Genomic DNA, 24752 nt, shown 5'->3' with positions numbered 1-24752 from the left:
CATAATTGGACGGAAATTACCCAAGAAAAATGGCGCCCGAAGGCGCCATTCTCAAACCTGTTCGAAAGCACCGTGGCAGTGCTTGTATTTCTTGCCCGAGCCGCAGGGGCAGGCCTCGTTGCGGCCGACCTTGCCCCAAGTCGATGGATCGTTGGGGTCGCGGTTCTCCGGCGGCACCGTGACTTCAAGCGCCTGATAGGTCGTGTTGGTGAACTCATCCTCGCCGGTCATAGGATCGAGGTGATGGGCCTGCATGACCGGCGGTTCCGGCTGCGGCGGAGCCTGCTGCACCAGCTCGACGCGCATCAGCTGCGCGGTGACGGCCTGACGCAGGTTGTTGAGCAGCGCCTGGAAGAGCTCGAAGGCTTCCGACTTGTATTCCTGCAGCGGATCGCGCTGGGCGTAACCGCGGAAGCCGATGACGGAACGCAAGTGGTCGAGGTTGACGATGTGCTCGCGCCACAGATGGTCGAGCGTCTGCATGACGACCTGGCGCTCGACATAGTGCATGATGTCGGGGCCGAAGCGCTCGATCTTCTCATTGAAGGCGGCATTGGCGGCTTCCGTCAGGCGTTCGCGGATATCGTCTTCGCCAATGCCCTCTTCCTTTACCCAGTCCTCGATCGGCAGATCGAGATTCAAGATATTGGCAACCTGTGCCTTCAGACCGACCGCATCCCACTGTTCGGCATAAGCGCGTTCCGGAATATGCGTTGTGACCAGATCATCGATGGCTTCGCGGCGCATATCGGAAACGGTCTCGGAAATATTCGGCGCTTCCATCATCTCGACGCGTTGTTCGAAGATGACCTTGCGCTGATCGTTCAGAACGTCGTCGTACTTCAGAAGGTTCTTGCGGATATCGAAGTTGCGGGCTTCGACCTTCTTCTGCGCACGTTCCAGAGCCTTGTTGATCCAAGGATGGACGATCGCTTCGCCCTCCTTGAGACCGAGCTTCTGCAGCATGCTGTCCATACGGTCGGAGCCGAAGATGCGCATCAGGTCGTCCTGAAGCGAAAGATAGAACTTGGAACGGCCCGGGTCACCCTGACGGCCCGAGCGGCCGCGCAGCTGGTTGTCGATGCGCCGGCTTTCGTGGCGCTCGGTGGCGATGACGTAAAGACCGCCGGCGGCGAGCGCCTTTTCCTTGAGCTGCTTGATCTCTTCTCGGATTGCCTCGATCTTCGCGTCGCGTTCCGAACCCGGCTCGATTTCTCCGAGCTCGCGCTCGACACGCATATCGAGGTTGCCACCGAGCTGGATGTCGGTACCGCGGCCGGCCATATTGGTCGCGATCGTGACCGCGCCCGGCACGCCGGCCTGGGCGACGATATAGGCTTCCTGTTCATGATAGCGGGCGTTCAGAACCTGGAAGTTCGAGAAGCCCTGCTTGCGCATCAGCTCGGCCAGGAATTCCGACTTTTCGATCGAGGTGGTGCCGACGAGCACCGGCTGGCCGCGCTGGTGGGCATCCAGGATCTCTGCGATGATCGCCTTGTATTTCTCTTCGACCGTCCGGTAGACCTCGTCGTCCTCGTCGATACGCTTGATCGGCAGATTTGTCGGCACCTCGATGACATCGAGGTTGTAGATGTTGCCGAATTCTTCCGCTTCCGTCTGGGCCGTACCGGTCATGCCGGCGAGCTTGCCGTACATGCGGAAGTAGTTCTGGAAGGTGATCGAGGCCAGCGTCTGGTTTTCCGGCTGGATCTGCACCTTTTCCTTGGCTTCCAGCGCCTGATGCTGGCCTTCCGAATAACGACGGCCCGGCATCATGCGGCCGGTGAATTCGTCGATGATGACGATCTCGCCGTTGCGGACGATGTAGTCCTTGTCGCGCTGGAACAGCTTGTGGGCCTTCAGCGCATTGTTGATGTGATGAACGATCGCGACGTTCTCGATGTCGTAGAGCGAGGCGCCCTTCAGGAGGCCGGCCTGCTTCAACAGGTTCTCGAGCTTTTCGGTGCCGACTTCGGAGAAGTTCGCCGAACGCTGCTTTTCATCGATCTCATAGTCTTCCGGCGTCAGCAGCGGAATGTAGGTGTCGATGGTGTTGTAGAGGTCGGAGCGGTCGTCGAGCGGACCAGAGATGATCAGCGGCGTGCGCGCCTCGTCGACGAGGATCGAGTCCACTTCGTCGACGATTGCGAAGTTGTGGCCGCGCTGGACCATCTGGTTCTTCTCGTACTTCATATTATCGCGCAGATAATCGAAGCCGAGCTCGTTGTTGGTCGCGTAGGTGATGTCGCAATTGTAGGCGTCGCGGCGCTCTTCGTCGGAAAGGCCGTGGACGATGACGCCCGTGGTCAGGCCGAGGAAGCCGTAGAGACGGCCCATGGTCGCGGCATCACGCTGAGCGAGATAGTCGTTGACGGTGACGACATGCACGCCCTTGCCGGCAAGGGCGTTCAGATAGACCGGCAGGGTCGCGACCAGCGTCTTACCTTCGCCGGTCTTCATTTCGGCAATGGCGTTGGAATGCAGGATCATGCCGCCGACAAGCTGTACGTCAAAAGGTCGCATGCCAAGGACGCGGCGCGAGGCTTCGCGCACGACCGCAAAGGCCGGAATGAGGATGTCGTCCAGCGTCTTGCCTTCTGCGAGGAGTGCGCGGAACTCCAGCGTCTTTGCGGCAAGCTGCTCATCCGTCAGCGCCTTGGTCTTCTCTTCAATAGAGTTGATTGCGGCGACGTTCGGCTGGAAGGACCGCACGCGGCGATCGTTGGCAGAGCCAAATAACTTGCGGGCAATACCGCCAAAGCTGACCATATGACTGGTCCTTTCTGAATATTCTTCCCCGACGTTTCTTATTCGCTACCCAGCCGAAAAACAGGCGCACGCTTGAAAACGCCCGGAAACTGTTCTGGACGCGAGGTTGCGTGACAGATAAGAGGGGGGGCAAATGATGTCAACGGATTTGGCTGATATAGAAAGGCCACATTCCGGTGTTGAAGCCTGTTTCGGCTGGATTCACGAAAGCGGAAGCCGGCGGTATGATTGTGAAGGGTTATTTAATGTTGAGCACCAACAAACTTGCTGCGCTGGCGTTTACGGCCTTCGTTGCCTTCCAGGTTCCGGCCCATGCCGATGATGCCGTCGTCGCTAAGGTCGGCAATCTGGAGATTCACCAGTCGGAACTCGATCTGGCTGTGGCCAATCTCGACCCGCAGCTTGCGCAGCTCCCGGACGACCAGAAGAAGGTTGCCGCCCTCTCTGCCGCCATCGATGTGAAGCTGCTTGCTGCCGACGCCACAGCCGAGAAGCTCGACCAGACTGATGATTTCAAGAAGCGCATGCAGTATCTGACCGACCGTGAGCTTCACAACGCCTACTTCAAGAAGCATGTTGTCGACACCGTCACCGATGCCGACGTGAAGGCACGCTACGACAAGGAAGTCGCCGCCCTCCCGAAGCAGGAAGAAGTTCACGCCCGCCACATCCTCGTCAAGACCGAGGACGAGGCCAAGGACGTTATCAAGCAGCTTGACGCCGGCAAGAATTTTGCCGAACTCGCGAAGGAAAAGTCCACCGATCCGAACAAGGACGACGGCGGCGACCTCGGCTATTTCAGCCGTGGCCGCATGGTCAAGGAATTCGAGGATGCCGCTTTCGCTCTCGAAAAGGGCAGCTATTCCAAGACCCCTGTGAAGACCGATTTCGGTTATCACGTCATCCTGGTCGAGGATAAGCGCGACGCTCCGCCGCCGCCGTTCGACCAGGTAAAAGATCAAGTTCGTCAGCTTGTCATGCGCGACAAGTATCTTGCGCTCCTGAACCAGGCCAAGGCTTCGGCCAAGGTCGATATCATGGACGAAACGCTCCGCAAGGGTTACGAAGACGCGAACAAGCAGCCTGAGCCGGGCGCCGAACCCGCGCCGGCACCGGCGCCGCAGCAGTAATCATCAGCATCTGGACCCGGTTCTTCCGGGTCCTTTACTATGATAGACAGGTCACATCCGATGTCCGCTACCGTTTCTCCCCTTGCCCCGAAAACCTTTGCTTCGCTGCCGGCCCTTCGCGGCGTGCGCATGGCAACCGCTTCCGCCGGCATCAAATACAAGAACCGGACGGACGTGCTGATGATGGTCTTTGATGCGCCGGCTACCGTTGCCGGTGTCTTTACCAAGTCGAAATGTCCCTCGGCGCCCGTCGATTTCTGCCGGGCCAACTTGCCGCACGGTACGGCACGTGCCGTCGTCGTCAATTCCGGCAATGCCAATGCCTTTACCGGCTTGAAGGGCCGTGCTGCGACTGAGCTCACCGCGAAGTCGGCCGCCGCCGCCGTCGGCTGCGGCGAAAATGAGATCTTTCTCGCGTCGACGGGTGTCATCGGCGAACCGCTGGACGCTACCAAATTTGCCGGTGTGCTGGACAAGATGCATGCCGATGCTACCGGCGATTACTGGTTCGAGGCCGCCAAGGCCATCATGACCACCGACACCTATCCGAAGGTTGCGACCCGCACTGCCGAAATCGGTGGCGTCAAGGTGACGATCAACGGAATCGCCAAGGGCGCCGGCATGATCGCGCCCGACATGGCGACCATGCTTTCCTTCGTCGTCACGGATGCCGATATCGCGTCTTCCACCCTGCAGTCTCTGCTGTCTGCCGGCGTCGAGCCGAGCTTCAACTCCATGACCGTCGATAGCGATACTTCGACGTCGGATACGCTGATGCTGTTTGCGACTGGTGCTGCTGCAGCTGATGGGCAGGCGCGTATCACGAGCGCGGACGACCCACGGCTCGACACGTTTCGTTCGGCGCTGAACGACCTTCTCAAGGATCTGGCGATCCAGGTCGCCCGCGACGGCGAGGGCGCCACGAAGATGCTCGAAATCACCGTGACCGGTGCCGAGAGCGATGCCGCTGCCAAGACGATCGCCCTTTCCATCGCCAATTCGCCGCTGGTCAAGACTGCGGCTGCGGGCGAGGATGCCAATTGGGGCCGTATTGTCATGGCCGTCGGCAAGGCCGGTGAAATGGCCGACCGCGACCGGCTCGCCATCTGGTTCGGCGATGTGCGCGTCGCCGTCAACGGCGAGCGCGACCCTTCCTATTCCGAGGATGCGGCCTCAGCCGTGATGAAAAAGCAGGATATACCTGTGAAAGTCGATATTGGCCTCGGCTCCGGCAAAGCTACGGTCTGGACCTGCGACCTCACGAAGGAATATGTTGCGATCAATGGCGACTACCGGAGCTGATCGTTCGCTGATGCAGGCATCCCTTCCGAAGCAAAACCTGCCGCTGGTCCGGCGGCTGGAAGCCGTGGGCTTTCGCGCCTGGCCGGCCGCCTCCTTGCAATATGACGGAAGCTGGCAAATTCGCCTGACGGCAGGCCATCCCTCCAACCGACTGAACTCCATCGTGCCGCTCGATCCCTCCGACCATCGAGATGTCGAGATCAGGCTGGAGAAGGCGAGCCGTAAATTCGAGGCATACGGCCGTCCCGCCATCGTGCGTGAGACGCCGCTTGCCTCGCCTGTTTTGATGGACCTGATCAAGGAACGGGGATGGATGCGTTTTGATGAAACGGCCGTCATGGTCTGCGATCTCTCGCAGGCCGATCTGCCCGATACGCTCGATCATCTTCCTACCCACGATGTCGGCCGGTTCGTCGATGCCAATCTCTCCGTCGATCAGGCGCAGCTTTCTCTGAAGCCGGCGCTTGCCGAGATTATTTCTGCGATTAAGCCGCCATCCGGGCTGTTCATGATCGAAGATGCCATCCATGGGTCGCTGGCAACGGTCCTCTGCGTGCAGGACAACGATCTTGCCGGCATCATGTCGCTGTCGGTCGCGGGTAGCCATCGCCGCAGAGGTCTCGGTATCGAGATTCTGACCTCGGCCTTGCGCTGGGCGCGGATGCGCAGCGCCCGAACGGCTTGGCTGCAGGTGAAACTCTCCAATGCGCCGGCGATCGCTCTTTATGAGCGTCTTGGTTTCCGTGATGCCTATCACTATTGCTATTGGCAGGAACGCTGCGAATGAGCGAAGCCGGAAGGAAGCTGCTCCTGGTCGCGGCCTGCGCGCTGATCGATACGGACGGGCGTATCCTTCTGGCACAGCGGCCGGAAGGAAAGTCCCTTGCCGGCCTGTGGGAATTCCCCGGCGGCAAGGTCGAACCCGGCGAGACGCCGGAGGAAACGCTGGTGCGCGAACTGAACGAAGAGCTCGGCATTATGACAAAGGTCCCGTGCCTTGCGCCGCTGACTTTCGCCAGCCACAGCTATGATACGTTCCACCTGCTGATGCCGCTTTATGTCTGCCGCCGCTATGAAGGCATTCCGCAGGGCCGCGAGGGCCAGGCAATCAAATGGGTGCGCCCGCAGGCGCTGCGCGATTACCCGATGCCGCCGGCCGACGAGCCGCTCATCCCGGTACTGCAGGATTTACTTTAGCTTTTGCTGATTATTGGGGCGAAACGTCGATTTCGCCTGTGGATATTAATCGATCATTTAGCACCTTCTGGCAATGATCGGCCTCACTCAAGCAACTGGCGTGTGTGTATTTAAGGGCTTGACGTCATGGACGACGATTTCTGGAAAGCTGTGCGCGAGAAGGAACGCGCTTCTTCGTCTGCTTCGCGCAGGACAGGAGCGCTGAATATTGCCCTTCTCTTCGGTACGGCCGTAGTGGCGCTGACTCTCATCCTGACGCCGATGCTGGCGGATTCTTCGAAGAAGAGCGTGCTCGCCAGCGCGCCGGCAGATTTCGACACGATTACCACCGGCTCCATCCCGAAGACCGAGAATGGTCCGAAGAGCGAGAGCGGCAAGCGCTATACAATCCGCCGCAGCGTGCTCCAGGATACGCCTGGTTCCGTCTGCGTCGTCCAGGGCTACGGCGTCGGCGCCGGCTGCTGAGGAAATGAAGCTCCATCCCAGGGAGCCATGAATTTCATTGCTGTCTTGAGCGCAAAAGGTCGGGTTGATGAATTTGCTAAGGAAATTTGTGGCGGACAGAAGCGGTGCGACGGCGATCGAATATGGATTGATCGCAGCGCTGATGTCGGTTGCCCTCATTGGAGGGCTGGGTGTGTTCACCAACGGCCTGCGCGGCGTGTTCAACACCGTCGAGAATAACCTGACCATCAACTGAGCTATCTGTTAGAGCGCCGTGCGGCCATTCGGACGCATTAAGGACGCTCCAACTCTTTGAATCCACGCATCAGGCTTTCCGGAAATCGATTCCGATTTTGGGCCAATGCTAAAGATCTCACTGCCTGAGCTTCTGCTCCTCCACCTTCAGTGCGTCAGCAAGCCGCGCCTTGGCCGTTCCTGGTTTCAGCGGCTGCTGCTGGCTTTCATGCGGTGCCCAGCCAGACACATAGATCACTGAAAATGTCGCGCGGATACGGCCGTCCGGATCCGAATAGCGCTCGGCATAGATTTCAGCGGCGCGCAGGAAGAAGGCGCGCGTCAGCGGCTTGCGGCTGCGGGCAGCGAGAGGATTGGCCATGCCCATCGCTCTCAGGTCCCGCATCAGCGGAAAAATTGAATCATAGCGTACCGTATAATTCTCCGCGTCGATGACGGGCAGGGCAAAGCCTGCGCGCTGCAGCAGACCGCCGACATCGCGGACATCGGCGAAAGGGATGACGCGCGGGCTTGCACCGCCGGTCATCTCGATCTCGGTCGCAAGCAGTACCTCGCGCAGTTCTTGCAGCGTACCGGCGCCCGGAATGGCGGCCAGGAACAGGCCGTCCGGCTTCAATGCGCGCCGGATCTGGATGAAGACGCCGGGTGTGTCGTTGGTCAGGTGCAGACTGAGCGGTGCAATCACCAGATTGGCCGATTGGGGCGCGAGCGGCACGTCTTCGAGTGGCGCTTCGAGAAAAGATTCGCCCGGCGCGACATAGTGTATGTCGCTTTCCACGCGGATGAGGTTACCGACCTTGCCGGTCGCGACCGCCGCACGGGCGACGGCACCTGTAGTGCCGTGCAGTTCCACCGCATGTTCAAAGCTGCGCTCGACGACGGCCAAACGGTCTGCCAGTTCCTCGGCGGCTATATCGAGCAGGAAGGCTGCTTTCGGGTCATTATTTGCGAGTGCGCGCCGACGATTTGTGGCGATCTGCGTCTTGTCAAAGATGATATCCATGGCGATGTCCATATTCCCCCGTCCAGCAGGCGGCAAGGCGATTTTCCTTTGGCTCGCGACGCGCCAAAGCGCGTTGCGATCTTCATCCGCTAGCCGCGCTTTCGGTCTTTGTTTTTACGCATGTCGTTATCGCAAAACCGCTACACACTTTTGCGCGACATGCTTTAGTCTGCCTCATATGGGGACGATCGAGATGAAAAGTGAGACGAGGCGGATATGGGCGCAGCTTTTGCGACCTTTTTCGATGCTTGCCGATCTTGTCTATCCGCCTGCATGCGCGGCTTGCGGTATTTCGACAGCCGGTCATCGCGGGCTTTGTGCCGAATGCTGGTCCGAGATCCGCTTCATAGAGCGGCCTTATTGCGAGGTGCTGGGCCTTCCCTTTTCCCATGATCTCGGGGCCGGCATCCTGAGCGCCGAGGCGATCGCCAATCCGCCGCCCTTTGATCGGCTGCGTTCAGCAGCCACCCACGACCATGCCGTTCGCAATCTGGTGCATGGCCTCAAATACCGGGATCGCACGGATCTCGCGCCGATGATGGCCGGCTGGATGCTGCGCGCCTCGGACGGCATGGTCGAGCGCTGCGACGCTGTCATTCCGGTTCCACTTCATCGTACCCGCATGGTCTCGCGCAAATTCAATCAAGCCGCGGAACTTGCCCGGCATTTGGCGAAGCTTGCGGGAAAACCGCTGCTGCCGGCAACGCTTCTACGTGTGAAGCGTACCAGCCAGCAGGTCGGTCTTGGCGTGCGGGCGCGCGAGGACAATGTCCGTGGCGCTTTTGCGGTCGCCGCAGGCAGGGAAAGCGATGTCTTCGGCAAACGCATCGTGCTTGTCGACGACGTCTTTACAACAGGGGCGACAGTTGGTGCGGCAACGCGCGCGCTGCGCAAGGCGGGAGCTGCCGATATAACGGTTTTAACCTTTGCAAGGGCACTTGCAGAAACTATATGACAGAAAGAAAACAGCACGGTCTGGAGACGTCATGGTACCTGTTGCCATCTATACCCGTCAGTTCTGCGGCTATTGTGCACGCGCCAAATCTCTTCTTGAAGAGAAGGGCGTTGACTATGTCGAATATGATGCGACCTTCTCACCAGAGCTTCGCCAGGAAATGCTTGGCAAATCGAACGGCCGCACCACCTTTCCGCAGATTTTCATCGGCAGCACGCATGTCGGCGGTTGTGACGATCTCTATGCGCTAGATCGGGCAGGCAAGCTCGATCCGTTGCTGGCAGCCTGAGGAAGAGCGATGAGCTTCATGGCCGCCGCCATCCAGATGTGTTCCGGTGTCGATCCGGAGCGGAATGCCGATTCGATGAGGCGCCTCGTCCGAGAGGCTGCTGCAAAGGGCGCAACTTACGTGCAGACGCCTGAAATGACCGGCATGCTGCAGCGTAACCGCGCGGCGGCAAAGGAAGTTCTGCGTGATGAGAGCAACGACATTATCGTCGAAACCGGCTCGGCGCTTGCGGCCGAGCTCGGCATCTTCGTGCATGTCGGCTCAACGGCGATTGCGCTCGATGACGGCAAGATGGCCAACCGCGGTTTCTTGTTCGGCCCCGACGGCAAGGTCCTGAATCGCTACGACAAGATTCACATGTTCGACGTCGATCTCGACAATGGCGAGAGCTGGCGCGAAAGTGCCGCTTACAGGCCGGGGTCGGAAGCGCGCGTTCTGTCGTTGCCGTTTGCCGAGATGGGTTTCACGATCTGTTACGACGTGCGTTTCCCGCAGCTTTTCCGCGCGCAGGCTGTTGCCGGTGCTGAAGTGATGACCGTTCCGGCCGCTTTCACGAAGCAGACCGGCGAGGCACATTGGGAAATCCTGCTGCGGGCGCGCGCCATTGAAAACGGTGTCTTCGTCATCGCCGCAGCGCAGGCCGGCCTGCATGAAGATGGACGCGAAACATTCGGCCATTCGATGATCATCGATCCCTGGGGCAAGGTGCTGGCATCAGCCGGTCCGACCGGCGAGGCCGTCATTTTGGCGGAGATCGATCCGGCGGCGGTGAAGGCTGCGCATGACAAGATTCCGAACCTTAAGAACGGCCGGGAGTTTTCCATCGAGAGGATTGCGGGGGGAATTTCAGGAGGCGTTGCAGCTTGATCCGCTATTCCCTTATTTGCGAAAATGCTCACGAATTTGAAGGCTGGTTTTCTGAAAGCGCCGATTTTGACCGGCAGGTCGCAAGCGGCTTTCTGACCTGTCCCGTCTGCAATTCCGCTTCCATCTCCAAGTCGCTCATGGCTCCCTCCGTCTCAACCGCGCGCAAGAAGGAAGAGATGCAGACGGTCGCGATGGACACGGCCCGCCGCGAAGCCTTCCTGAAGCTCAAGGAAGCTGTCGCCGCAATCAAGGCGACTTCCGAGGATGTTGGAACCCGCTTTCCCGAGGAAGCTCGCAAGATCCACTACGGTGAGGCGGATGCCCGCGGTATCATCGGCCAGGCAACGCCCGACGAAGCCGAGGCGCTGGTGGAAGAAGGCATCGAGATCGCGGCCCTGCCGGTTCTGCCCGAAGACGTGAACTGATTTGCGGGCGGGTGGGTTAATATGATTTTGATCCTCGGGCGGCGCGATCAGGTCGGCCGTTTTGCCAGCAGCATATAGTTCACATCCATATCCTTCGACAGGTTCCACTGGTTTGCCAGCGGATTGAAGAAGACGCCCGTGCGGTCGATAATATCGAGACCGCTTGCGGCAAGCGGCTTTTCCAGTTCTTCCGGGCGCACCAGTTTCTCATACTGATGCGTGCCGCGCGGCAGCCAGCGCAGGACGTTTTCGGCAGCGAAAATGGCAAGCGCGGCGGCCTTCATGGTGCGGTTGATCGTGGCGACGAACATCAGGCCGCCCGGCCTGACCATCCTGGCGCAGGTATTCATGAAAAGCTCGACATCGGCCACATGCTCCACCACTTCCATGTTAAGCACGATATCGAAGGTCTCGCCTGCCTCGGCAAGCTGCTCGGCCGTCACGGCACGATAGTCGACCGCAACACCCGATGCCTTGGCGTGGGTTGAGGCGATGCCGATGTTCTTTTCCGAGGGATCGGCACCGACGACTTCAGCGCCCATACGGGCAACCGGCTCCGATAGGAGGCCGCCACCACAGCCGATATCGAGCACGCGCAGGCCTTCAAGCGGCCTGGCACTCTTCGGATTGCGTGAAAAATTCTCCGCCGCCTTGTCGCGGATATAGGCCAGGCGAACAGGATTGAACTTGTGTAGCGGCTTGAACTTGCCCGCCGGACTCCACCATTCGGCCGCCATGGCGGAAAAGCGATCGACTTCGCTCTGGTCGATGGTGGTTTTGGCCGCTTCGTTCATCTGCCGCTCCTTAATGTCCCTGTCAGTGAAGTCGGACGATCGAGGCGATAAGTCAAGAGCGGTCAGGTCGCGCCGGAGGCTTGGAAAGGACCGTAAAAATGGAGGACGTCTGACGGCGGTTAAAACCCCGCGTCGTCGCGGGGTTGCGGATACTGGTGATGCCGATTTAGCGGCACTGACGGCGCGGGCCGTACGTGGGCTGATACGTATTGTCGTATGCCCGGTACGAGCGATAACGGCTGTAGCAATAGTCGGCATGCGAGCTGCCCGCACGCACGCGTGGCTGCGAGGCTATGATACTGCCGATGATCGCGCCGGCAGCCAGGCCGCCGATAATGGCGCCGGTATTGTCATGGCGGCGATAATAGCGGTCGCGGTAGCGGTCCCCATAATAGCGGCGATCCCATCTGCGGTCGTACCGATAACGGTCCGAGTAGCGATAATTGCCCCATCCTCGGCCTCCGTAGTCGTAACGAGGGCAGTTCGTGAAGTTATTGCAGCCCACCTGAAGAAGGTCGGCTTGGCTGCTGGCGGTTTGCGATTGCGCTGCCGACTGAACCGGGGTTGCCGTATAGATCGGTCCTGCCCAGGCGGGCATTCCGGAGAATGCAGTCGTTATCGACAGTGCAATTATCGCTAATCTTCTCATTCTACTCACCAGCTTTCTGGACACATCTATTGCGGTTTAAACGCATTCGAGGCCATTAAGTTTCAATCGCTTCCACGCCTCTTTCACCGGCATGGACCAGGGCGCTTTGCAGTAGTCGCAGTGACCATTTTTTGACGAAATCCTGCCGCTTCCACTTCACATTTTCCCCGCCCTTGCCACCCCCTGCCAAACTCGCTAAGAGACGCGCCAACTTTCGTCCTTGGTTGGCGGGGCTTTAGAAGCGTTCCAGAAACCACTATTTCCGGGCTCTTCGGCCGTTGGACAGCCGGGTTTTTTGATGTCCGGGAGGGCGCTGCGTTTCCGGGCAGTTTACGAATGCGCGTGACGTACCGGAAGCAAATCCGTTTTCCGGCAATCTCGCGCGGGTCATGGTAGAGGCTTATGGCACGCATCGTTATGAAATTCGGCGGAACCTCCGTCGCGGATCTGGACCGCATCAAGAACGTTGCCCGCCATGTTAAACGTGAAGTCGATGCCGGCCATGAAGTGGCAGTCGTCGTCTCCGCCATGTCCGGCAAGACCAACGAACTTGTCGGCTGGGTGCAAAACGCGCCCAAGGTGATTGGCGCCAACTCGCCTTTCTATGACGCGCGTGAATACGATGCTGTCGTTGCCTCCGGCGAACAAGTGACGTCAGGTCTTCTTGCGATTGCATTGCAGAGTATGGGCATCAATGCCCGTTCCTGGCAGGGCTGGCAGATTCCGATCCGCACGGACAATGCGCATGGAGCGGCTCGCATCATGGAGATTGACGGGGCCGACATCATTAAGCGTATGGGTGAGGGGCAGGTTGCCGTCGTCGCCGGTTTCCAGGGTCTCGGTCCGGATAATCGTATCTCGACGCTTGGACGCGGCGGATCGGACACTTCGGCTGTAGCGATCGCGGCTGCTGTCAAAGCCGATCGCTGTGACATCTATACCGATGTCGATGGCGTCTACACGACGGATCCACGCATCGAACCCAAGGCACGGCGCCTGAAGAAGATCGCTTTCGAAGAAATGCTGGAAATGGCGTCGCTCGGCGCCAAGGTTCTTCAGGTGCGTTCGGTCGAGCTTGCCATGGTGCACAAGGTGCGCACTTTCGTGCGTTCTTCTTTCGAGGATCCCGATGCTCCGGGCATGGGCGACCTCTTGAACCCGCCCGGAACGTTGATTTGTGACGAGGATGAAATCGTGGAACAGGAAGTAGTCACCGGCATTGCCTATGCTAAAGATGAGGCTCAGATTTCGCTTCGCCGTCTTGCCGACCGGCCGGGCGTTTCTGCCGCGATCTTCGGTCCGCTCGCAGAAAGCCACATCAACGTCGATATGATCGTCCAGAACATTTCTGAAGATGGTTCGAAGACGGATATGACCTTCACCGTGCCCTCGGGCGATGTCGAGAAGGCCATCAAGGTTCTCTCCGACAACAAGGAGAAGATCGGCTATGACGTTGCGCAGAGCGAATCGGGTCTGGTGAAAGTCTCCGTCATCGGCATCGGCATGCGCAGCCATGCAGGCGTTGCGGCGACTGCCTTCCGGGCACTTGCTGAAAAAGGCATCAACATCAAGGCAATTACAACCTCGGAGATCAAGATTTCGATCCTGATCGACGGTCCTTATGCAGAACTCGCTGTCAGAACTTTGCATTCCTGCTACGGTCTGGATAAGAATTGATTCCAGCGGGCGGCCTGCCCCTTCAGGTTGAAGATGCGGCCAGTTCTCGTGGCCGCATAAGGTGTTTGTTTCAGGGAGCTTGAGACGCAATGAGAGACCTTTCCGGCGGTCCGCGCGTATTGCTCAAGCGGCTGCGCGAATTGATGGCGGAGCCACTGGAGCCGCAGGAGCGACTCGACCGGATCGTGCGTCAGATCGCCAGCAACATGGTAGCGGAGGTTTGCTCCGTTTACGTTCTGCGCGCCGACGGTGTTCTCGAGCTTTATGCTACCGAAGGTCTCAACAAGGAAGCCGTCCATCTCTCGCAGCTGAAGATGGGACAGGGTCTCGTCGGCACGATTGCCGCCTCGGCCCAGCCGCTCAATCTTTCCGACGCGCAGTCGCATCCGGCCTTCCGCTACCTGCCGGAAACGGGTGAAGAGATCTACCATTCCTTCCTGGGCGTGCCGATCCTACGGACGGGGCGCTCCCTTGGGGTTCTCGTCGTGCAGAACAAGGCAAGCCGCAATTATCGCGATGAAGAGCTGGAGGCGCTCGAGACGACGGCGATGGTTCTTGCCGAGATGATCGCGACCGGCGAACTGAAGAAGATCACCAAGCCGGGTCTCGAACTCGATCTTACCCGTTCGGTTACAGTCGATGGCGATACCTATAATGACGGGATCGGCCTTGGTTACGTCGTCCTCCACGAGCCGCGCATCGTCGTCACCAATCTGCTCAACGAAGATGCGGAGAAGGAAATCCGGCGGCTGGCGGAAGCCATGGGCTCGCTTAGGATCTCCATCGACGACATGCTGTCGCGCCGCGATGTTTCCATGGAAGGCGAGCACCGCGAAGTGCTCGAGACCTATCGCATGTTCGCCCACGACCAGGGCTGGGTGCGCAAGCTGGAAGAGGCGATCCGCAACGGCCTGACGGCGGAGGCGGCTGTCGAGAAGGTCCAGAGCGACACCAAGGCGCGCATGATACGCCTGACCGATCCCTATCTGCGCGAACGCATGCACGATTTCGAAGATCTGGCAAACCGGCTGCTGCGCGTATTGACCGGTTATACGGGCCGCACGACGGCCGAGGGTTTTCCGAACGACGCGATCATCCTGGCGCGCGCCATGGGTGCGGCGGAACTCCTCGACTATCCGCGTGCCAATGTACGCGGGCTGGTGCTGGAAGAAGGCGCGGTGACCAGCCATGTGGTGATCGTCGCACGCGCCATGGGCATTCCTGTTATCGGCCAGGCGGCGGGTGTCGTGGCGCTTGCCGAAAACGGTGATGCCGTCATTATCGATGGCGACGAAGGGCATGTGCATATCCGGCCGATGCCGGAGCATCAGCGCTCCTATGAAGAAAAGGTACGCTTCCGCGCCAGGCGGCAAGAGCAATTCCGGGCGCTGCGTTCCGTTGAGCCGGTGACCCGGGATGGGCAGCGCATCCAGCTTCTGATGAATGCCGGCCTGCTGGTCGATCTGCCGCAGCTGGCGGAATCCGGAGCGGAGGGTATTGGTCTGTTCCGCACTGAGCTGCAATTCATGATCGCCTCGACCATGCCGAAGGCGGAAGAGCAGGAGATGTTCTACCGCAATGTGCTGAAGCAGGCAGGCGGGCGTGTCGTGACCTTCCGCACACTCGATATCGGCGGAGACAAGGTTGTTCCTTATTTCCGCGGTCATGAGGAAGAGAATCCGGCGCTAGGCTGGCGGGCAATCCGCCTGTCGCTCGACCGGCCGGGACTGTTGCGCACGCAGTTGCGCGCCATGCTCAAGGCGGCTGCCGGCGCCGAGCTGAAGCTGATGGTGCCGATGGTGACCGAGGTTTCGGAAATCAGGCAGGTGCGCGAACTCCTGCAGAAGGAAGTGCAGCATCTTTCGCGTTTCGGTCACGGGCTGCCGCGCAAGCTCCAATTTGGCGCGATGCTGGAAGTGCCGGCACTTCTTTGGCAGCTCGATGAGCTGATGGACGCGGTCGACTTCGTCTCCGTCGGTTCCAATGACCTCTTCCAGTTCGCCATGGCGGTCGATCGCGGCAACGCACGGGTTTCCGAGCGTTTCGATCCGTTGGAGCGGCCGTTCCTGCGGATCCTTCGTGATATCGTACGTGGCGCGGGTCGCAATAAAACACCGGTGACACTCTGCGGCGAACTGGCGGGCAAGCCGCTTTCGGCCATGGCGTTGCTCGGTGTCGGGTTCCGTTCGATCTCCATGTCGCCGGCCTCGATCGGACCGGTTAAGGCGATGCTGCTCGGCCTTAACGCCGAGGCTCTGACGAAGGCCGTCGATGAGGCGCTGGACGACCGGAATGCGACTGTGCCGATGCGCGAGGTGCTTGCCCACTTCGCCGAGAGCCACAATATTCCCCTTTAGACATATATAAGAAGAATTGGAGTAAGGGGTGGCGAAGCTTCCCATTGAAAAGATGCGCGAGCTTGAGCGCCGCTTCGGCGAGATCGAAGCCCGCATGTCGGCCGGCCCCTCGGCTGATGTTTATGTAAAGCTCGCATCCGAATATTCCGAATTGCAGCCGGTCGTCACCAAGATCCGCGCCTATCAAAAGGCCGTCGGGGAGCTTGCCGATCTGGAGGTGCTGCTCGAGGACAAGTCTGTCGACCGTGATATGCGCGAGCTTGCCGAACTCGAACTTCCTGATGTGAAGGAGCAGATCGAGGCGTTGGAGAACGAAATCCAGATCCTGCTCTTGCCGAAGGACGCTGCCGACGAGAAGAGCGCGATCCTGGAAATTCGCGCCGGTACCGGCGGCAACGAGGCGGCCCTTTTTGCCGGTGACCTCTTCCGCATGTATGAGCGCTATGCGGCAACGCATGGCTGGAAGGTCGACGTACTTTCGTCGAGCGAGGGCGAAGCCGGAGGGTTCAAGGAAATCATCGCAACGATCACCGGCAAGGGCGTGTTCGCCAAGCTGAAGTTCGAATCCGGCGTGCACCGCGTGCAGCGCGTGCCTGAGACGGAAGCGGGCGGACGCATTCACACCTCGGCGGCAACGGTCGCCGTTCTGCCCGAGGCCGAGGAGATCGATATCGAGATTCGGCCGGAAGATATCCGCATCGATACGATGCGCTCCTCGGGTGCAGGCGGACAGCACGTCAATACCACGGACTCTGCCGTGCGCATCACCCACCTGCCGACGGGCATTGTCGTGACCAGCTCAGAAAAGTCCCAGCACCAGAACCGCGCCAAGGCCATGCAGGTGCTGCGCTCGCGTCTTTATGATGCCGAGCGGCAGAGGGCCGATAGCGAACGCTCCGCCGACCGTAAGAGCCAGGTCGGTTCCGGCGACCGTTCCGAACGTATCCGCACCTATAATTTCCCGCAGGGCCGCATCACCGACCATCGCATCAACCTGACGCTCTATAAGCTCGACCGAATGATGGAAGGTGAAATCGACGAAGTGGTGGACGCCTTGCTGGCGGACTATCAAGCGAGCCAGCTCGCACAGCTTGGTGAACAACAATGACCGTGTCGGGGCCGATGGTTTCCGAGATGCTTGCCGAGGCTAGGCGCCGTTTCACGGAGGCGGGCATAGCCGATCCACAGACCGATGCGCGGTTACTGATTTCGGGACTGCTGAAGCTTTCGCCGACCGAGATGCTGACGGCAGGTCGCCAGTCGGTTTCGGAGGAACAGGCAGGCACTATCGGCCGCGCGATCGAAAGGCGGCTGAAGCACGAGCCGGTGCATCGCATTCTCGGAGAGCGGGAATTTTACGGCCTGCCGCTTTCGCTGTCCGCCAGCACGCTGGAGCCGCGGCCAGATACGGAAATTCTTGTCGATACGATTATTCCTTATCTGCGTGACCTTGCAAAAACGGAAGGCAATCTCCACATTCTGGACATAGGAACCGGGACCGGAGCGATTTGCCTTGCGCTCCTGAGTGAATGTCCGGAAGCATCAGGCATCGGCAGTGACATTTCGACCGATGCACTTGAGACGGCAAGATCAAACGCAGAAAGAAACGGATTGCAGGATCGATTCACGACCATTCGATCGAACTGGTTCGAGAACATCCACGGGACGTTTCATGCGGTTGTCTCAAATCCGCCCTATATTGCTTCCAATGTCATTGATGATCTCGCTCCCGAAGTGACGAAATTTGATCCGGCTGCAGCTCTGGACGGCGGCCCGGATGGGCTTGACGCTTACAAAGCCATAGCAAAGGATTCGGCTAGGTTCATGCGATCCAATGGGATCGTCGGACTGGAAATCGGCTACGATCAGCGAAACGATGTGACGGCGATCTTTGAAGCGGAAGGCTTCAAGTGCCTCAAATCCGTGAAGGATTATGGTCAGAACGACAGAGTGCTCGTGTTTACGCTGGCATGACCGGCGACAAATTGCAGCATCGAACTGGACATTGTTGCTATTGCGAAGAAAAGGCTTGGATTTCCCGAGGAAGCAATATAGGTTGCCTTCACGCGTTGGGCGCATAGGAATGAACGGGATTCGTTCGGTACTTGCTCAGCTTCGGGGGTCTGCTCTTTTAAACGAGAGTTTCAAAGGTTGAACACGACCCAATGCGTGAATCAGTCAAACTGACTTGAAGACAAGCGGCAGGTCGGCGCGAAGGCGCACTATGCTTGCGGCACGAAGGCCCTGATCCGGATGGACCGGTCTTGGCGGTTGGTGCCATGTATCCAATCACAAACAGAGAATTCAGGTGAACGATCGATGAGGCCAGGACAGCAGAACAAGCGCGGTCGAGGGCGTGGCAATAACAACAATAATAATGGCGGCGGTGGAAATAACAATAACAACAATTTCAACCGCAAGGGCGGCAATCCGCTGACCCGGACCTATGACAGTTCCGGTCCCGATGTGAAAATCCGCGGCACTGCCCAGCACATTGCCGAGAAATATGCGCAGCTCGCTCGTGACGCCCAAAGTTCCGGCGACCGCGTCATAGCTGAGAACTATCTGCAGCATGCTGAACACTACAACCGCATCATTGCTGCCGCACAGGCGCAGATGCAGGAACGTTTCCAGCGCGATGATCGCCACGACTTTAACGATCGCGATAATGCGGACCGTGACGGCGACGAACTGGACACGGCGGATAGTGACGACGTCGTCATCGTTCAGCCGCCCCACCAGCAACAGCGCGAACAGCAGCGGCCAGCTGCCGCCGCACCGGTGCCCGCACAGTCTCAGGCGGAAGTGATCGACGGTACCGGCCCGCAGCCTGACATCGAAGGCATCCCTGCCGAAGTTGCGATGGAAGAGGAAGGCTCTGCTGCGCCGCAGCGCGAACGCCAGCCTCGCCGCCGCAATGCCGGAAGCCGCCCGCGCCGTCCGCGCCGCGGCGCTGAAGGTGAGGCCGCCGGCGAGGAAGGTGCTTCCGCCGAAGCGCCGGTTCTGGCTGAAGCTGCTTCCGAATAAGCTCGATTCATACGCGTAACTTGAAAGGCTGCCCTCTCGGGCGGCCTTTCTTTTTTGCGCAGTCGCGTTGCCCTTGCCGCTGCGGGGCCAGGAGCGTCATGGGGTTCCTTGCCTAGGGTGCGACCAAAGGCGACTTCAGCAAGGAATAGGTGCTGTCAGGCGTCGTGTCGGTGGGCAAATAGCGTCTGCGAAGGAGGTGCTCGCAGGCGTCAGTTTTCCAGTGTCTTACCCCTTTAAACTCTCCGGATTCTCCACCATATCCTGACCAGATTGTTTGCCGCAAATCCTAATGGCGACAAACAGGGGCTTGCCTTTGAGGGAGCTCAATCTCAATCATCGGTCTGTGCCTTATGAAGGGCAGGGCGATTCATGGAGGTAACATATGAATATCGAGAAATACTCCGAGCGGGTGCGCGGTTTCGTTCAGTCCGCCCAGACCTATGCGCTGGCGCAAGGGCACCAGCAATTCACCGCAGAACATGTGCTGAAAGTCCTGCTCGATGACGATCAGGGCATGGCTGCTTCGCTGATTGAGCGCGCCGGCGGCGACGCAAAGGCGGCACGGCTTGCCAATGATGCCGCACTTGCCAAACTGCCGAAAATTTCCGGCGGCAACGGCAATATCTATCTCGCCCAGCCGCTCGCAAAAGTCTTCTCCACGGCCGAGGAGGCTGCGAAGAAAGGCGGCGACAGCTTCGTTACGGTCGAGCGTCTGCTGCAGGCGCTGGCGATCGAAACCTCTGCCTCGACCTATCAGTCGCTGAAAAATGCCGGCGTGACCGCGCAGGCACTCAATCAGGTCATCAACGAAATCCGCAAGGGCCGTACGGCAGATACGGCGAGTGCCGAGCAAGGCTTCGACAGCCTGAAAAAATATGCGCGCGATCTGACGGGCGAAGCCCGCGAAGGTAAGCTCGATCCGGTTATCGGCCGCGACGACGAAATCCGCCGCACGATCCAGGTCCTCTCGCGCCGCACCAAGAACAATCCCGTCCTGATCGGTGAGCCGGGTGTCGGTAAAACTGCCATCGTCGAAGGCCTTGCACTGCGCATCGTCAATGGCGATGTGCCGGAGAGCCTGAAGGACAAGAAGCTGATGGCGCTCGACATGGGAGCGTTGATTGCCGGTGCGAAGTACCGCGGCGAGTTCGAGGAGCGCCTGAAGGCTGTGCTGAACGAGGTTCAGTCGGAAAACGGCGAGATCATCCTCTTCATCGATGAAATGCACACGCTGGTCGGCGCCGGCAAGGCGGACGGAGCGATGGACGCCTCCAACCTGCTGAAGCCTGCCCTTGCCCGCGGCGAGCTGCATTGCGTCGGCGCAACGACGCTGGATGAATATCGCAAGCATGTCGAGAAGGATCCGGCCCTTGCCCGCCGTTTCCAACCGGTCATGGTCGAGGAGCCGACGGTGGAGGACACGATCTCGATCCTGCGCGGTCTGAAGGAAAAGTACGAGCAGCATCACAAGGTGCGCATTGCCGATGCCGCGCTGGTTGCCGCCGCAACCCTGTCGAACCGCTATATTACCGACCGTTTCCTGCCAGACAAGGCGATCGACTTAATGGACGAGGCGGCCGCCCGCCTGCGTATGCAGGTGGATTCAAAACCGGAAGAACTCGATGAGCTCGACCGCCGCATCATCCAGCTTAAGATCGAACGCGAGGCGCTGAAGAAGGAAACCGATGTCGCCTCCGCCGACCGGCTGAAGCGGCTGGAAGGCGAGTTGACTTCCCTTGAGGAAGAGGCAGACGCGCTGACGGCCCGCTGGCAGGCGGAAAAACAGAAGCTCGGTCTCGCCGCTGACCTGAAAAAGCAGCTCGATGATGCCCGCAACGAGTTGGCGATTGCCCAACGCAAGGGTGAATTCCAGCGCGCCGGCGAGCTCGCCTATGGCGTAATTCCGGGTCTCGAAAAGCAGCTTGCCGATGCCGAAAACCAGGAAGACAACAGCCGCAACGCGATGGTGCAGGAGGTCGTGACCCCCGACAATATCGCCCATGTCGTCTCCCGCTGGACCGGCATTCCTGTCGACAAGATGCTGGAAGGCGAACGCGACAAACTGCTTCGGATGGAAGACGAGCTGGCGAAGTCGGTGATCGGCCAGGGCGATGCGGTTCAGGCCGTTTCGCGTGCGGTGCGCCGTGCCCGCGCAGGCCTTCAGGATCCCAACCGGCCGATTGGCTCGTTCATCTTCCTCGGCCCGACGGGTGTCGGCAAGACCGAGCTCACCAAGGCGCTCGCCCGCTTCCTCTTCGATGACGAGACGGCGATGGTGCGCATGGATATGTCCGAGTACATGGAAAAGCACTCCGTCGCCCGGCTGATCGGCGCGCCTCCCGGCTATGTCGGTTATGATGAAGGTGGTGCGCTGACGGAAGCCGTCCGCCGCAGGCCTTATCAGGTCGTGCTGTTCGATGAGATCGAGAAGGCGCATCCTGACGTCTTCAACGTCCTGTTGCAGGTGCTTGACGACGGTCGTCTGACCGATGGTCAGGGCCGGACGGTCGATTTCCGCAACACGATGATCATCATGACCTCGAATCTCGGTGCCGAATACCTGACGCAGTTGCGCGAGGGCGAGGACAGCGAGACCGTTCGCGAGCAGGTGATGGATGTCGTTCGCGGTCATTTCCGGCCGGAGTTCCTGAACCGTATCGATGAGATCATCCTCTTCCATCGCCTGAAGCGTGAGGAAATGGGCGCGATCGTCGATATCCAGCTGAAGCGGCTGGTTTCGTTGTTGTCCGAGCGCAAGATCGTGCTCGACCTCGATGAGGACGCCCGCAACTGGCTGGCGAACAAGGGATACGATCCTGTCTACGGCGCTCGTCCGCTGAAGCGAGTGATCCAGAAATTCGTCCAGGATCCACTCGCCGAGCAGATCCTCTCGGGCCAAGTACCGGACGGGTCGACGGTGACGATCACCGGCGGCTCGGATCGCTTGCTGTTCCGGTCGAAACAGTCGGTGAGCGAAGCGGCGTAAGGCCGCGTTGGCGAGAATTGAAAACGGCGGCCTTCGGGCCGCCGTTTTTGTTTCTGCAGACGGAGGATTACTTGCTGGCGACCTGGTCCGAGGCGGGCTGGTTGTTCAGCAGCGTGTCGATGCGTTTGCGCTCGTCCTCGAACTTGGCGAGTGCATCGCCCTGGAGCGACTTGCCGCCCGGCAGGCGGATGCGCAGTGGGTCGACCTTGGTGCCATTGACGATCAGTTCGTAATGCAGATGCGGGCCGGTGGATTCACCCGTCGTGCCCACCCAGCCGATGACCTGACCCTGTCGCACCTTTGCTCCCGGCACGATGCCCTTGGCGATGGCGCTCTGGTGGTTATAGGAGGATTCATAGCCATTGGCATGGCGGACGATCGTCTGGTTGCCGTAGCCGCCGGAATCCCAGCCGGCCTTTTCGACCGTACCATTACCGGCTGCGATGATTGCCGTTCCGCGCGGCGCTGCCCAGTCTACACCCGTATGCATGCGCGCGAAGCCGAGGATCGGATGGCGGCGCATGCCGAAGCCGGATTTGAAAATGCCGTTCGGGACAGGGTTGCGCAGCAGGAACTGCCGGATGCTCTTGCCCTCCTGATCGAAGTAGTCGATCGTGCCGTCTTCCGGGTCCTGAAAGCGGTAGAAGCGCGTCAACGTGTCGCCAAAACGGGCGTTGACATAGAGAAGGTCGGAATCCTCGGTCGCCTGGCCGTTGCTGTCAGCCACCGAGAAGAAGGCTTCGAGGTAATCCGTCGGCTTCAACTGCGCCTGGAAGTCGACGTTGGCTGCAAGCAGCTTGATGATCAGCGCCGTCATATCCTTGGTCATGCCATAGGAAAGGGCTGCGCGGTAAATGCCGTCATAGACGCGCGGCAGATTCTGGCCGGCGGGCGGAGCGAAGGAATTGTCTTCGAAAGCGGTGGCGATCGCATCCAGCATCGGTGGTTCGCTGCCGGCCACGAAACGGCCCTTGTCGTCGAGGGCGACCGTGATGAGATGGCGTGTCCCGCGATAGATGCTGGCGCGGATGATCTTCGCCTGCTCGCCCTTCTGAATGATGCCGATGCGCAGGACGTCGCCCTTCGAGAGCGTATCCGTGCCGAACAGCGGGGCGATATAGCCGGACATGCCGTCTGCCTGTAACTGCGGATAGCCGGAATCGGCAAGCGCCTTGGCGATTGTCGTATCCTGGCGCACAGGCAGGATGTCGTCGGCGAATTCCTCGGTCTGCGGCGTAATGGATTCCGGTGCCGAGACTGTCATGTTCTGTTCGAGCACGCGTGCGGCAAGGCCGGCCGTCAAATCGACGTCATTGTCCTCGGCCGAGAAGCGGCGCGGATCCACATAGTAAAGGGCCGCTAGCTGGGCATTTCCATCCGTCAGAACGGATCCGTTGGAGCGGACGTTTTCCTCAACCTCGTCAAGCGACAGGCCAGGGGCCATGTTGAGATCGGATTTGCCGGTGGGGAAGGGAACGGTCTTCAATGCCACTTCGGATTCGACGTCGGAGCCGTAGATTGCGCCGGTACGGCTTTGCGGTGCCGGCTGGGGCTCGTCGGCTGAGAAGATCGCCAGCGGATCGAAGTCCGGATAATCCTCAGTTGCCACGTGATTGGCAGCCAGCATCATCTTCACATGAGAGAAGGGCTGGCGGCGAACGACTTCCTTCTCGCCGTCATGGACAACGGTCGAGACCTCCATGATGGCACGGTCGGATGGTTTGGCGGCGATGACTGGGGCGATCAGACGACCGCCGCGGGTAACAGATGTATCCTGATGTGCGTCTGCCGATGCGCTTGCATAGGCTTCGGCCGGGATTGCCAGCTGCTGCCTGCCGTCGAGCGCAGCAAAGAGTGCGACACCCATGAGGATGGAAGAGGTAATGCCGGTGAGGAACGTGCCCGAAAGCCAGCGAAGCGAAACTTCGCGTCGGTCGGGCGCGCGTCGCCCGTCTGCCAGAAGCGGAGGCTCGCTGCCGAGCGAGCGGATCATCATTTTCTCCGTCATCATGGCAGTGGAGTTCGCATCCTTACATTCGATGTCGTTCTGAGCATCCGCGGGCCATCCTGGCTGGGGCGAAAGATGTGCATATTTTGGGCACTGAAGTCAAATCACACCGGGAATGGCACCTTACGTGCGCATGCCTGCGTGAATCCTACGTGTTTCCTCTCACCAGCAGAATGTGATGATGTCGGGGCGAAGAGGAGCAAAATCGCATCTTCCACAACAAAACCGACAAACAGTCATGTTTTTCAGGCTTTCCAGCGTGATCAGAATCCGGGAAATCGACGAATTCCAATGGCCTCTATAAAATATCGTGAGAAAACAACAGGATACGAGAAAGATGATTTTTTTGAAAAAGGCCTGTTGACTGTTTCGAGGGTGTGGGATTATAAGCCCACTCACTGACGAGGGCGGCGGCGCTGCTGGCGACGAAGTCTCTCGTTCTAAAGAAATCAAGCGGATTGGCGGAATGCTGGTTTGTTGCTCTTGGCGGAAGTTAGGGGCGTTGATTTTGTGACGGCTTTGTGTGTCGTCTGTTATTTGACAATTGAAGATGAGAAGAAAGAGAAACGTGGGCGGCGGAGCTTGCGGAACTCAAGAGATTGGGTTCTTTGAAAGAGA

The 24752-nt window shown here is 59.4% G+C and carries 21 protein-coding genes; 16 read left to right on the top strand and 5 right to left on the bottom strand.

Going from position 1 to position 24752, the window contains the following annotated elements:
- Nucleotides 1-51: 51 nt before the first annotated feature.
- Entirely contained in the window at nt 52-2769 is a 2718-nt protein-coding gene (gene secA / locus FHT92_RS19710; RefSeq protein ID WP_183749632.1) for a preprotein translocase subunit SecA, read from the bottom strand.
- A gap of 245 nt (nt 2770-3014) precedes the next feature.
- Here secA and FHT92_RS19705 point away from each other — a divergent pair, with 245 nt between their 5' ends.
- The 6 genes from FHT92_RS19705 (at nt 3015) to FHT92_RS19680 (ending at nt 7098) form a co-directional block, all read left to right on the top strand.
- Complete coding sequence (locus FHT92_RS19705; protein WP_183828559.1) at nt 3015-3899, top strand: peptidylprolyl isomerase; 885 nt, start codon at nt 3015-3017, stop codon at nt 3897-3899.
- Nucleotides 3900-3959: 60 nt separating this feature from the next.
- The gene (gene argJ, locus FHT92_RS19700) at nt 3960-5201 is read left to right on the top strand and encodes a bifunctional glutamate N-acetyltransferase/amino-acid acetyltransferase ArgJ (RefSeq protein WP_183749634.1); all 1242 of its coding nucleotides are present in this window, start codon (nt 3960-3962) and stop codon (nt 5199-5201) included.
- The gene (locus FHT92_RS19695) at nt 5182-5988 is read left to right on the top strand and encodes an N-acetyltransferase (RefSeq protein ID WP_183828557.1); all 807 of its coding nucleotides are present in this window, start codon (nt 5182-5184) and stop codon (nt 5986-5988) included. Before argJ ends, FHT92_RS19695 begins: the two co-directional genes overlap by 20 nt.
- On the top strand, nt 5985-6398 hold the full coding sequence (gene mutT / locus FHT92_RS19690; protein ID WP_183749636.1) for an 8-oxo-dGTP diphosphatase MutT: 414 nt from the start codon (nt 5985-5987) through the stop codon (nt 6396-6398). The genes FHT92_RS19695 and mutT overlap by 4 nt, the downstream gene beginning before the upstream one ends.
- A 126-nt stretch (nt 6399-6524) precedes the next feature.
- Nucleotides 6525-6863: a hypothetical protein gene (locus tag FHT92_RS19685; protein WP_183749637.1), complete on the top strand. Its 339-nt coding sequence runs from the start codon at nt 6525-6527 to the stop codon at nt 6861-6863.
- Between the two features lie 67 nt (nt 6864-6930).
- A complete protein-coding gene (locus FHT92_RS19680; RefSeq protein WP_183749638.1) occupies nt 6931-7098 on the top strand; it encodes a Flp family type IVb pilin in 168 nt (55 codons plus the stop codon).
- A 117-nt stretch (nt 7099-7215) separates the two neighbouring features.
- Here the strand turns inward: FHT92_RS19680 and FHT92_RS19675 are convergent, their stop codons facing one another.
- Entirely contained in the window at nt 7216-8100 is an 885-nt protein-coding gene (locus FHT92_RS19675; protein WP_183828553.1) for a methyltransferase domain-containing protein, read from the bottom strand.
- 193 nt (nt 8101-8293) lie between these two features.
- Between FHT92_RS19675 and FHT92_RS19670 the strand changes: the two genes are divergently transcribed.
- From FHT92_RS19670 to FHT92_RS19655, 4 genes are read left to right on the top strand one after another with little or no spacing between them, the layout of a single operon-like run.
- Nucleotides 8294-9055, top strand: coding sequence for a ComF family protein (locus tag FHT92_RS19670; protein WP_409527160.1), 762 nt, complete (start codon nt 8294-8296; stop codon nt 9053-9055).
- A gap of 31 nt (nt 9056-9086) precedes the next feature.
- Complete coding sequence (grxC, locus tag FHT92_RS19665) at nt 9087-9344, top strand: glutaredoxin 3 (protein WP_183749641.1); 258 nt, start codon at nt 9087-9089, stop codon at nt 9342-9344.
- 9 nt (nt 9345-9353) lie between these two features.
- Nucleotides 9354-10211 carry a carbon-nitrogen hydrolase family protein gene (locus tag FHT92_RS19660; protein ID WP_183828548.1) on the top strand — a complete coding sequence of 286 codons (858 nt, stop codon included), beginning with the start codon at nt 9354-9356 and terminating at the stop codon, nt 10209-10211.
- The gene (locus FHT92_RS19655) at nt 10208-10636 is read left to right on the top strand and encodes a DUF1178 family protein (protein ID WP_183828545.1); all 429 of its coding nucleotides are present in this window, start codon (nt 10208-10210) and stop codon (nt 10634-10636) included. Before FHT92_RS19660 ends, FHT92_RS19655 begins: the two co-directional genes overlap by 4 nt.
- A 47-nt stretch (nt 10637-10683) precedes the next feature.
- On the opposite strand, the gene ubiG is transcribed toward FHT92_RS19655, so the two are convergent.
- Together ubiG and FHT92_RS19645 are read right to left on the bottom strand one after the other, a co-directional pair.
- On the bottom strand, nt 10684-11430 hold the full coding sequence (gene ubiG / locus FHT92_RS19650) for a bifunctional 2-polyprenyl-6-hydroxyphenol methylase/3-demethylubiquinol 3-O-methyltransferase UbiG (protein ID WP_183828542.1): 747 nt from the start codon (nt 11428-11430) through the stop codon (nt 10684-10686).
- A gap of 166 nt (nt 11431-11596) precedes the next feature.
- Nucleotides 11597-12079, bottom strand: a complete 483-nt coding sequence (locus FHT92_RS19645) for a BA14K family protein (protein ID WP_183828540.1) — start codon at nt 12077-12079, stop codon at nt 11597-11599.
- Between the two features lie 402 nt (nt 12080-12481).
- On the opposite strand from FHT92_RS19645, the gene FHT92_RS19640 reads away from it, so the two are divergent.
- The 6 genes from FHT92_RS19640 (at nt 12482) to clpB (ending at nt 22126) form a co-directional block, all read left to right on the top strand.
- Nucleotides 12482-13756, top strand: a complete 1275-nt coding sequence (locus FHT92_RS19640; RefSeq protein ID WP_183749646.1) for an aspartate kinase — start codon at nt 12482-12484, stop codon at nt 13754-13756.
- Between the two features lie 89 nt (nt 13757-13845).
- Complete coding sequence (gene ptsP / locus FHT92_RS19635) at nt 13846-16113, top strand: phosphoenolpyruvate--protein phosphotransferase (RefSeq protein ID WP_183749647.1); 2268 nt, start codon at nt 13846-13848, stop codon at nt 16111-16113.
- A 28-nt stretch (nt 16114-16141) separates the two neighbouring features.
- The gene (prfA, locus tag FHT92_RS19630) at nt 16142-17221 is read left to right on the top strand and encodes a peptide chain release factor 1 (RefSeq protein WP_183749648.1); all 1080 of its coding nucleotides are present in this window, start codon (nt 16142-16144) and stop codon (nt 17219-17221) included.
- Nucleotides 17218-18087, top strand: a complete 870-nt coding sequence (prmC, locus tag FHT92_RS19625; RefSeq protein ID WP_183828537.1) for a peptide chain release factor N(5)-glutamine methyltransferase — start codon at nt 17218-17220, stop codon at nt 18085-18087. Before prfA ends, prmC begins: the two co-directional genes overlap by 4 nt.
- A 345-nt stretch (nt 18088-18432) precedes the next feature.
- The gene (locus FHT92_RS19620) at nt 18433-19140 is read left to right on the top strand and encodes a DUF4167 domain-containing protein (protein WP_183828534.1); all 708 of its coding nucleotides are present in this window, start codon (nt 18433-18435) and stop codon (nt 19138-19140) included.
- Nucleotides 19141-19522: 382 nt separating this feature from the next.
- Nucleotides 19523-22126, top strand: coding sequence for an ATP-dependent chaperone ClpB (clpB, locus tag FHT92_RS19615; protein WP_183828531.1), 2604 nt, complete (start codon nt 19523-19525; stop codon nt 22124-22126).
- 67 nt (nt 22127-22193) lie between these two features.
- Here the strand turns inward: clpB and FHT92_RS19610 are convergent, their stop codons facing one another.
- Entirely contained in the window at nt 22194-24137 is a 1944-nt protein-coding gene (locus FHT92_RS19610) for a M23 family metallopeptidase (RefSeq protein WP_183828528.1), read from the bottom strand.
- Between the last annotated feature and the right edge of the window lie 615 nt (nt 24138-24752).

Origin of the sequence: Rhizobium sp. BK377, from assembly GCF_014193935.1 — a bacterium.
Taxonomy (GTDB): Bacteria; Pseudomonadota; Alphaproteobacteria; order Rhizobiales; family Rhizobiaceae; genus Rhizobium.
Note: the sequence above shows the minus strand (reverse complement) of the source record. Positions and strands in the feature narration are given on the sequence as shown.

Bases quoted from the DNA above. Each gene is read 5' to 3' on its own strand.
- secA (WP_183749632.1), bottom strand. From the start codon at position 2,769: ATGGTCAGCTTTGGCGGTATTGCCCGCAAGTTATTTGGCTCTGCCAAC.
- FHT92_RS19705 (WP_183828559.1), top strand. From the start codon at position 3,015: ATGTTGAGCACCAACAAACTTGCTGCGCTGGCGTTTACGGCCTTCGTT.
- argJ (WP_183749634.1), top strand. From the start codon at position 3,960: ATGTCCGCTACCGTTTCTCCCCTTGCCCCGAAAACCTTTGCTTCGCTG.
- FHT92_RS19695 (WP_183828557.1), top strand. From the start codon at position 5,182: ATGGCGACTACCGGAGCTGATCGTTCGCTGATGCAGGCATCCCTTCCG.
- mutT (WP_183749636.1), top strand. From the start codon at position 5,985: ATGAGCGAAGCCGGAAGGAAGCTGCTCCTGGTCGCGGCCTGCGCGCTG.
- FHT92_RS19685 (WP_183749637.1), top strand. From the start codon at position 6,525: ATGGACGACGATTTCTGGAAAGCTGTGCGCGAGAAGGAACGCGCTTCT.
- FHT92_RS19680 (WP_183749638.1), top strand. From the start codon at position 6,931: ATGAATTTGCTAAGGAAATTTGTGGCGGACAGAAGCGGTGCGACGGCG.
- FHT92_RS19675 (WP_183828553.1), bottom strand. From the start codon at position 8,100: ATGGATATCATCTTTGACAAGACGCAGATCGCCACAAATCGTCGGCGC.
- FHT92_RS19670 (WP_409527160.1), top strand. From the start codon at position 8,294: ATGAAAAGTGAGACGAGGCGGATATGGGCGCAGCTTTTGCGACCTTTT.
- grxC (WP_183749641.1), top strand. From the start codon at position 9,087: ATGGTACCTGTTGCCATCTATACCCGTCAGTTCTGCGGCTATTGTGCA.
- FHT92_RS19660 (WP_183828548.1), top strand. From the start codon at position 9,354: ATGAGCTTCATGGCCGCCGCCATCCAGATGTGTTCCGGTGTCGATCCG.
- ubiG (WP_183828542.1), bottom strand. From the start codon at position 11,430: ATGAACGAAGCGGCCAAAACCACCATCGACCAGAGCGAAGTCGATCGC.
- FHT92_RS19645 (WP_183828540.1), bottom strand. From the start codon at position 12,079: ATGAGAAGATTAGCGATAATTGCACTGTCGATAACGACTGCATTCTCC.
- FHT92_RS19640 (WP_183749646.1), top strand. From the start codon at position 12,482: ATGGCACGCATCGTTATGAAATTCGGCGGAACCTCCGTCGCGGATCTG.
- ptsP (WP_183749647.1), top strand. From the start codon at position 13,846: ATGAGAGACCTTTCCGGCGGTCCGCGCGTATTGCTCAAGCGGCTGCGC.
- prmC (WP_183828537.1), top strand. From the start codon at position 17,218: ATGACCGTGTCGGGGCCGATGGTTTCCGAGATGCTTGCCGAGGCTAGG.
- FHT92_RS19620 (WP_183828534.1), top strand. From the start codon at position 18,433: ATGAGGCCAGGACAGCAGAACAAGCGCGGTCGAGGGCGTGGCAATAAC.
- clpB (WP_183828531.1), top strand. From the start codon at position 19,523: ATGAATATCGAGAAATACTCCGAGCGGGTGCGCGGTTTCGTTCAGTCC.
- FHT92_RS19610 (WP_183828528.1), bottom strand. From the start codon at position 24,137: ATGATGACGGAGAAAATGATGATCCGCTCGCTCGGCAGCGAGCCTCCG.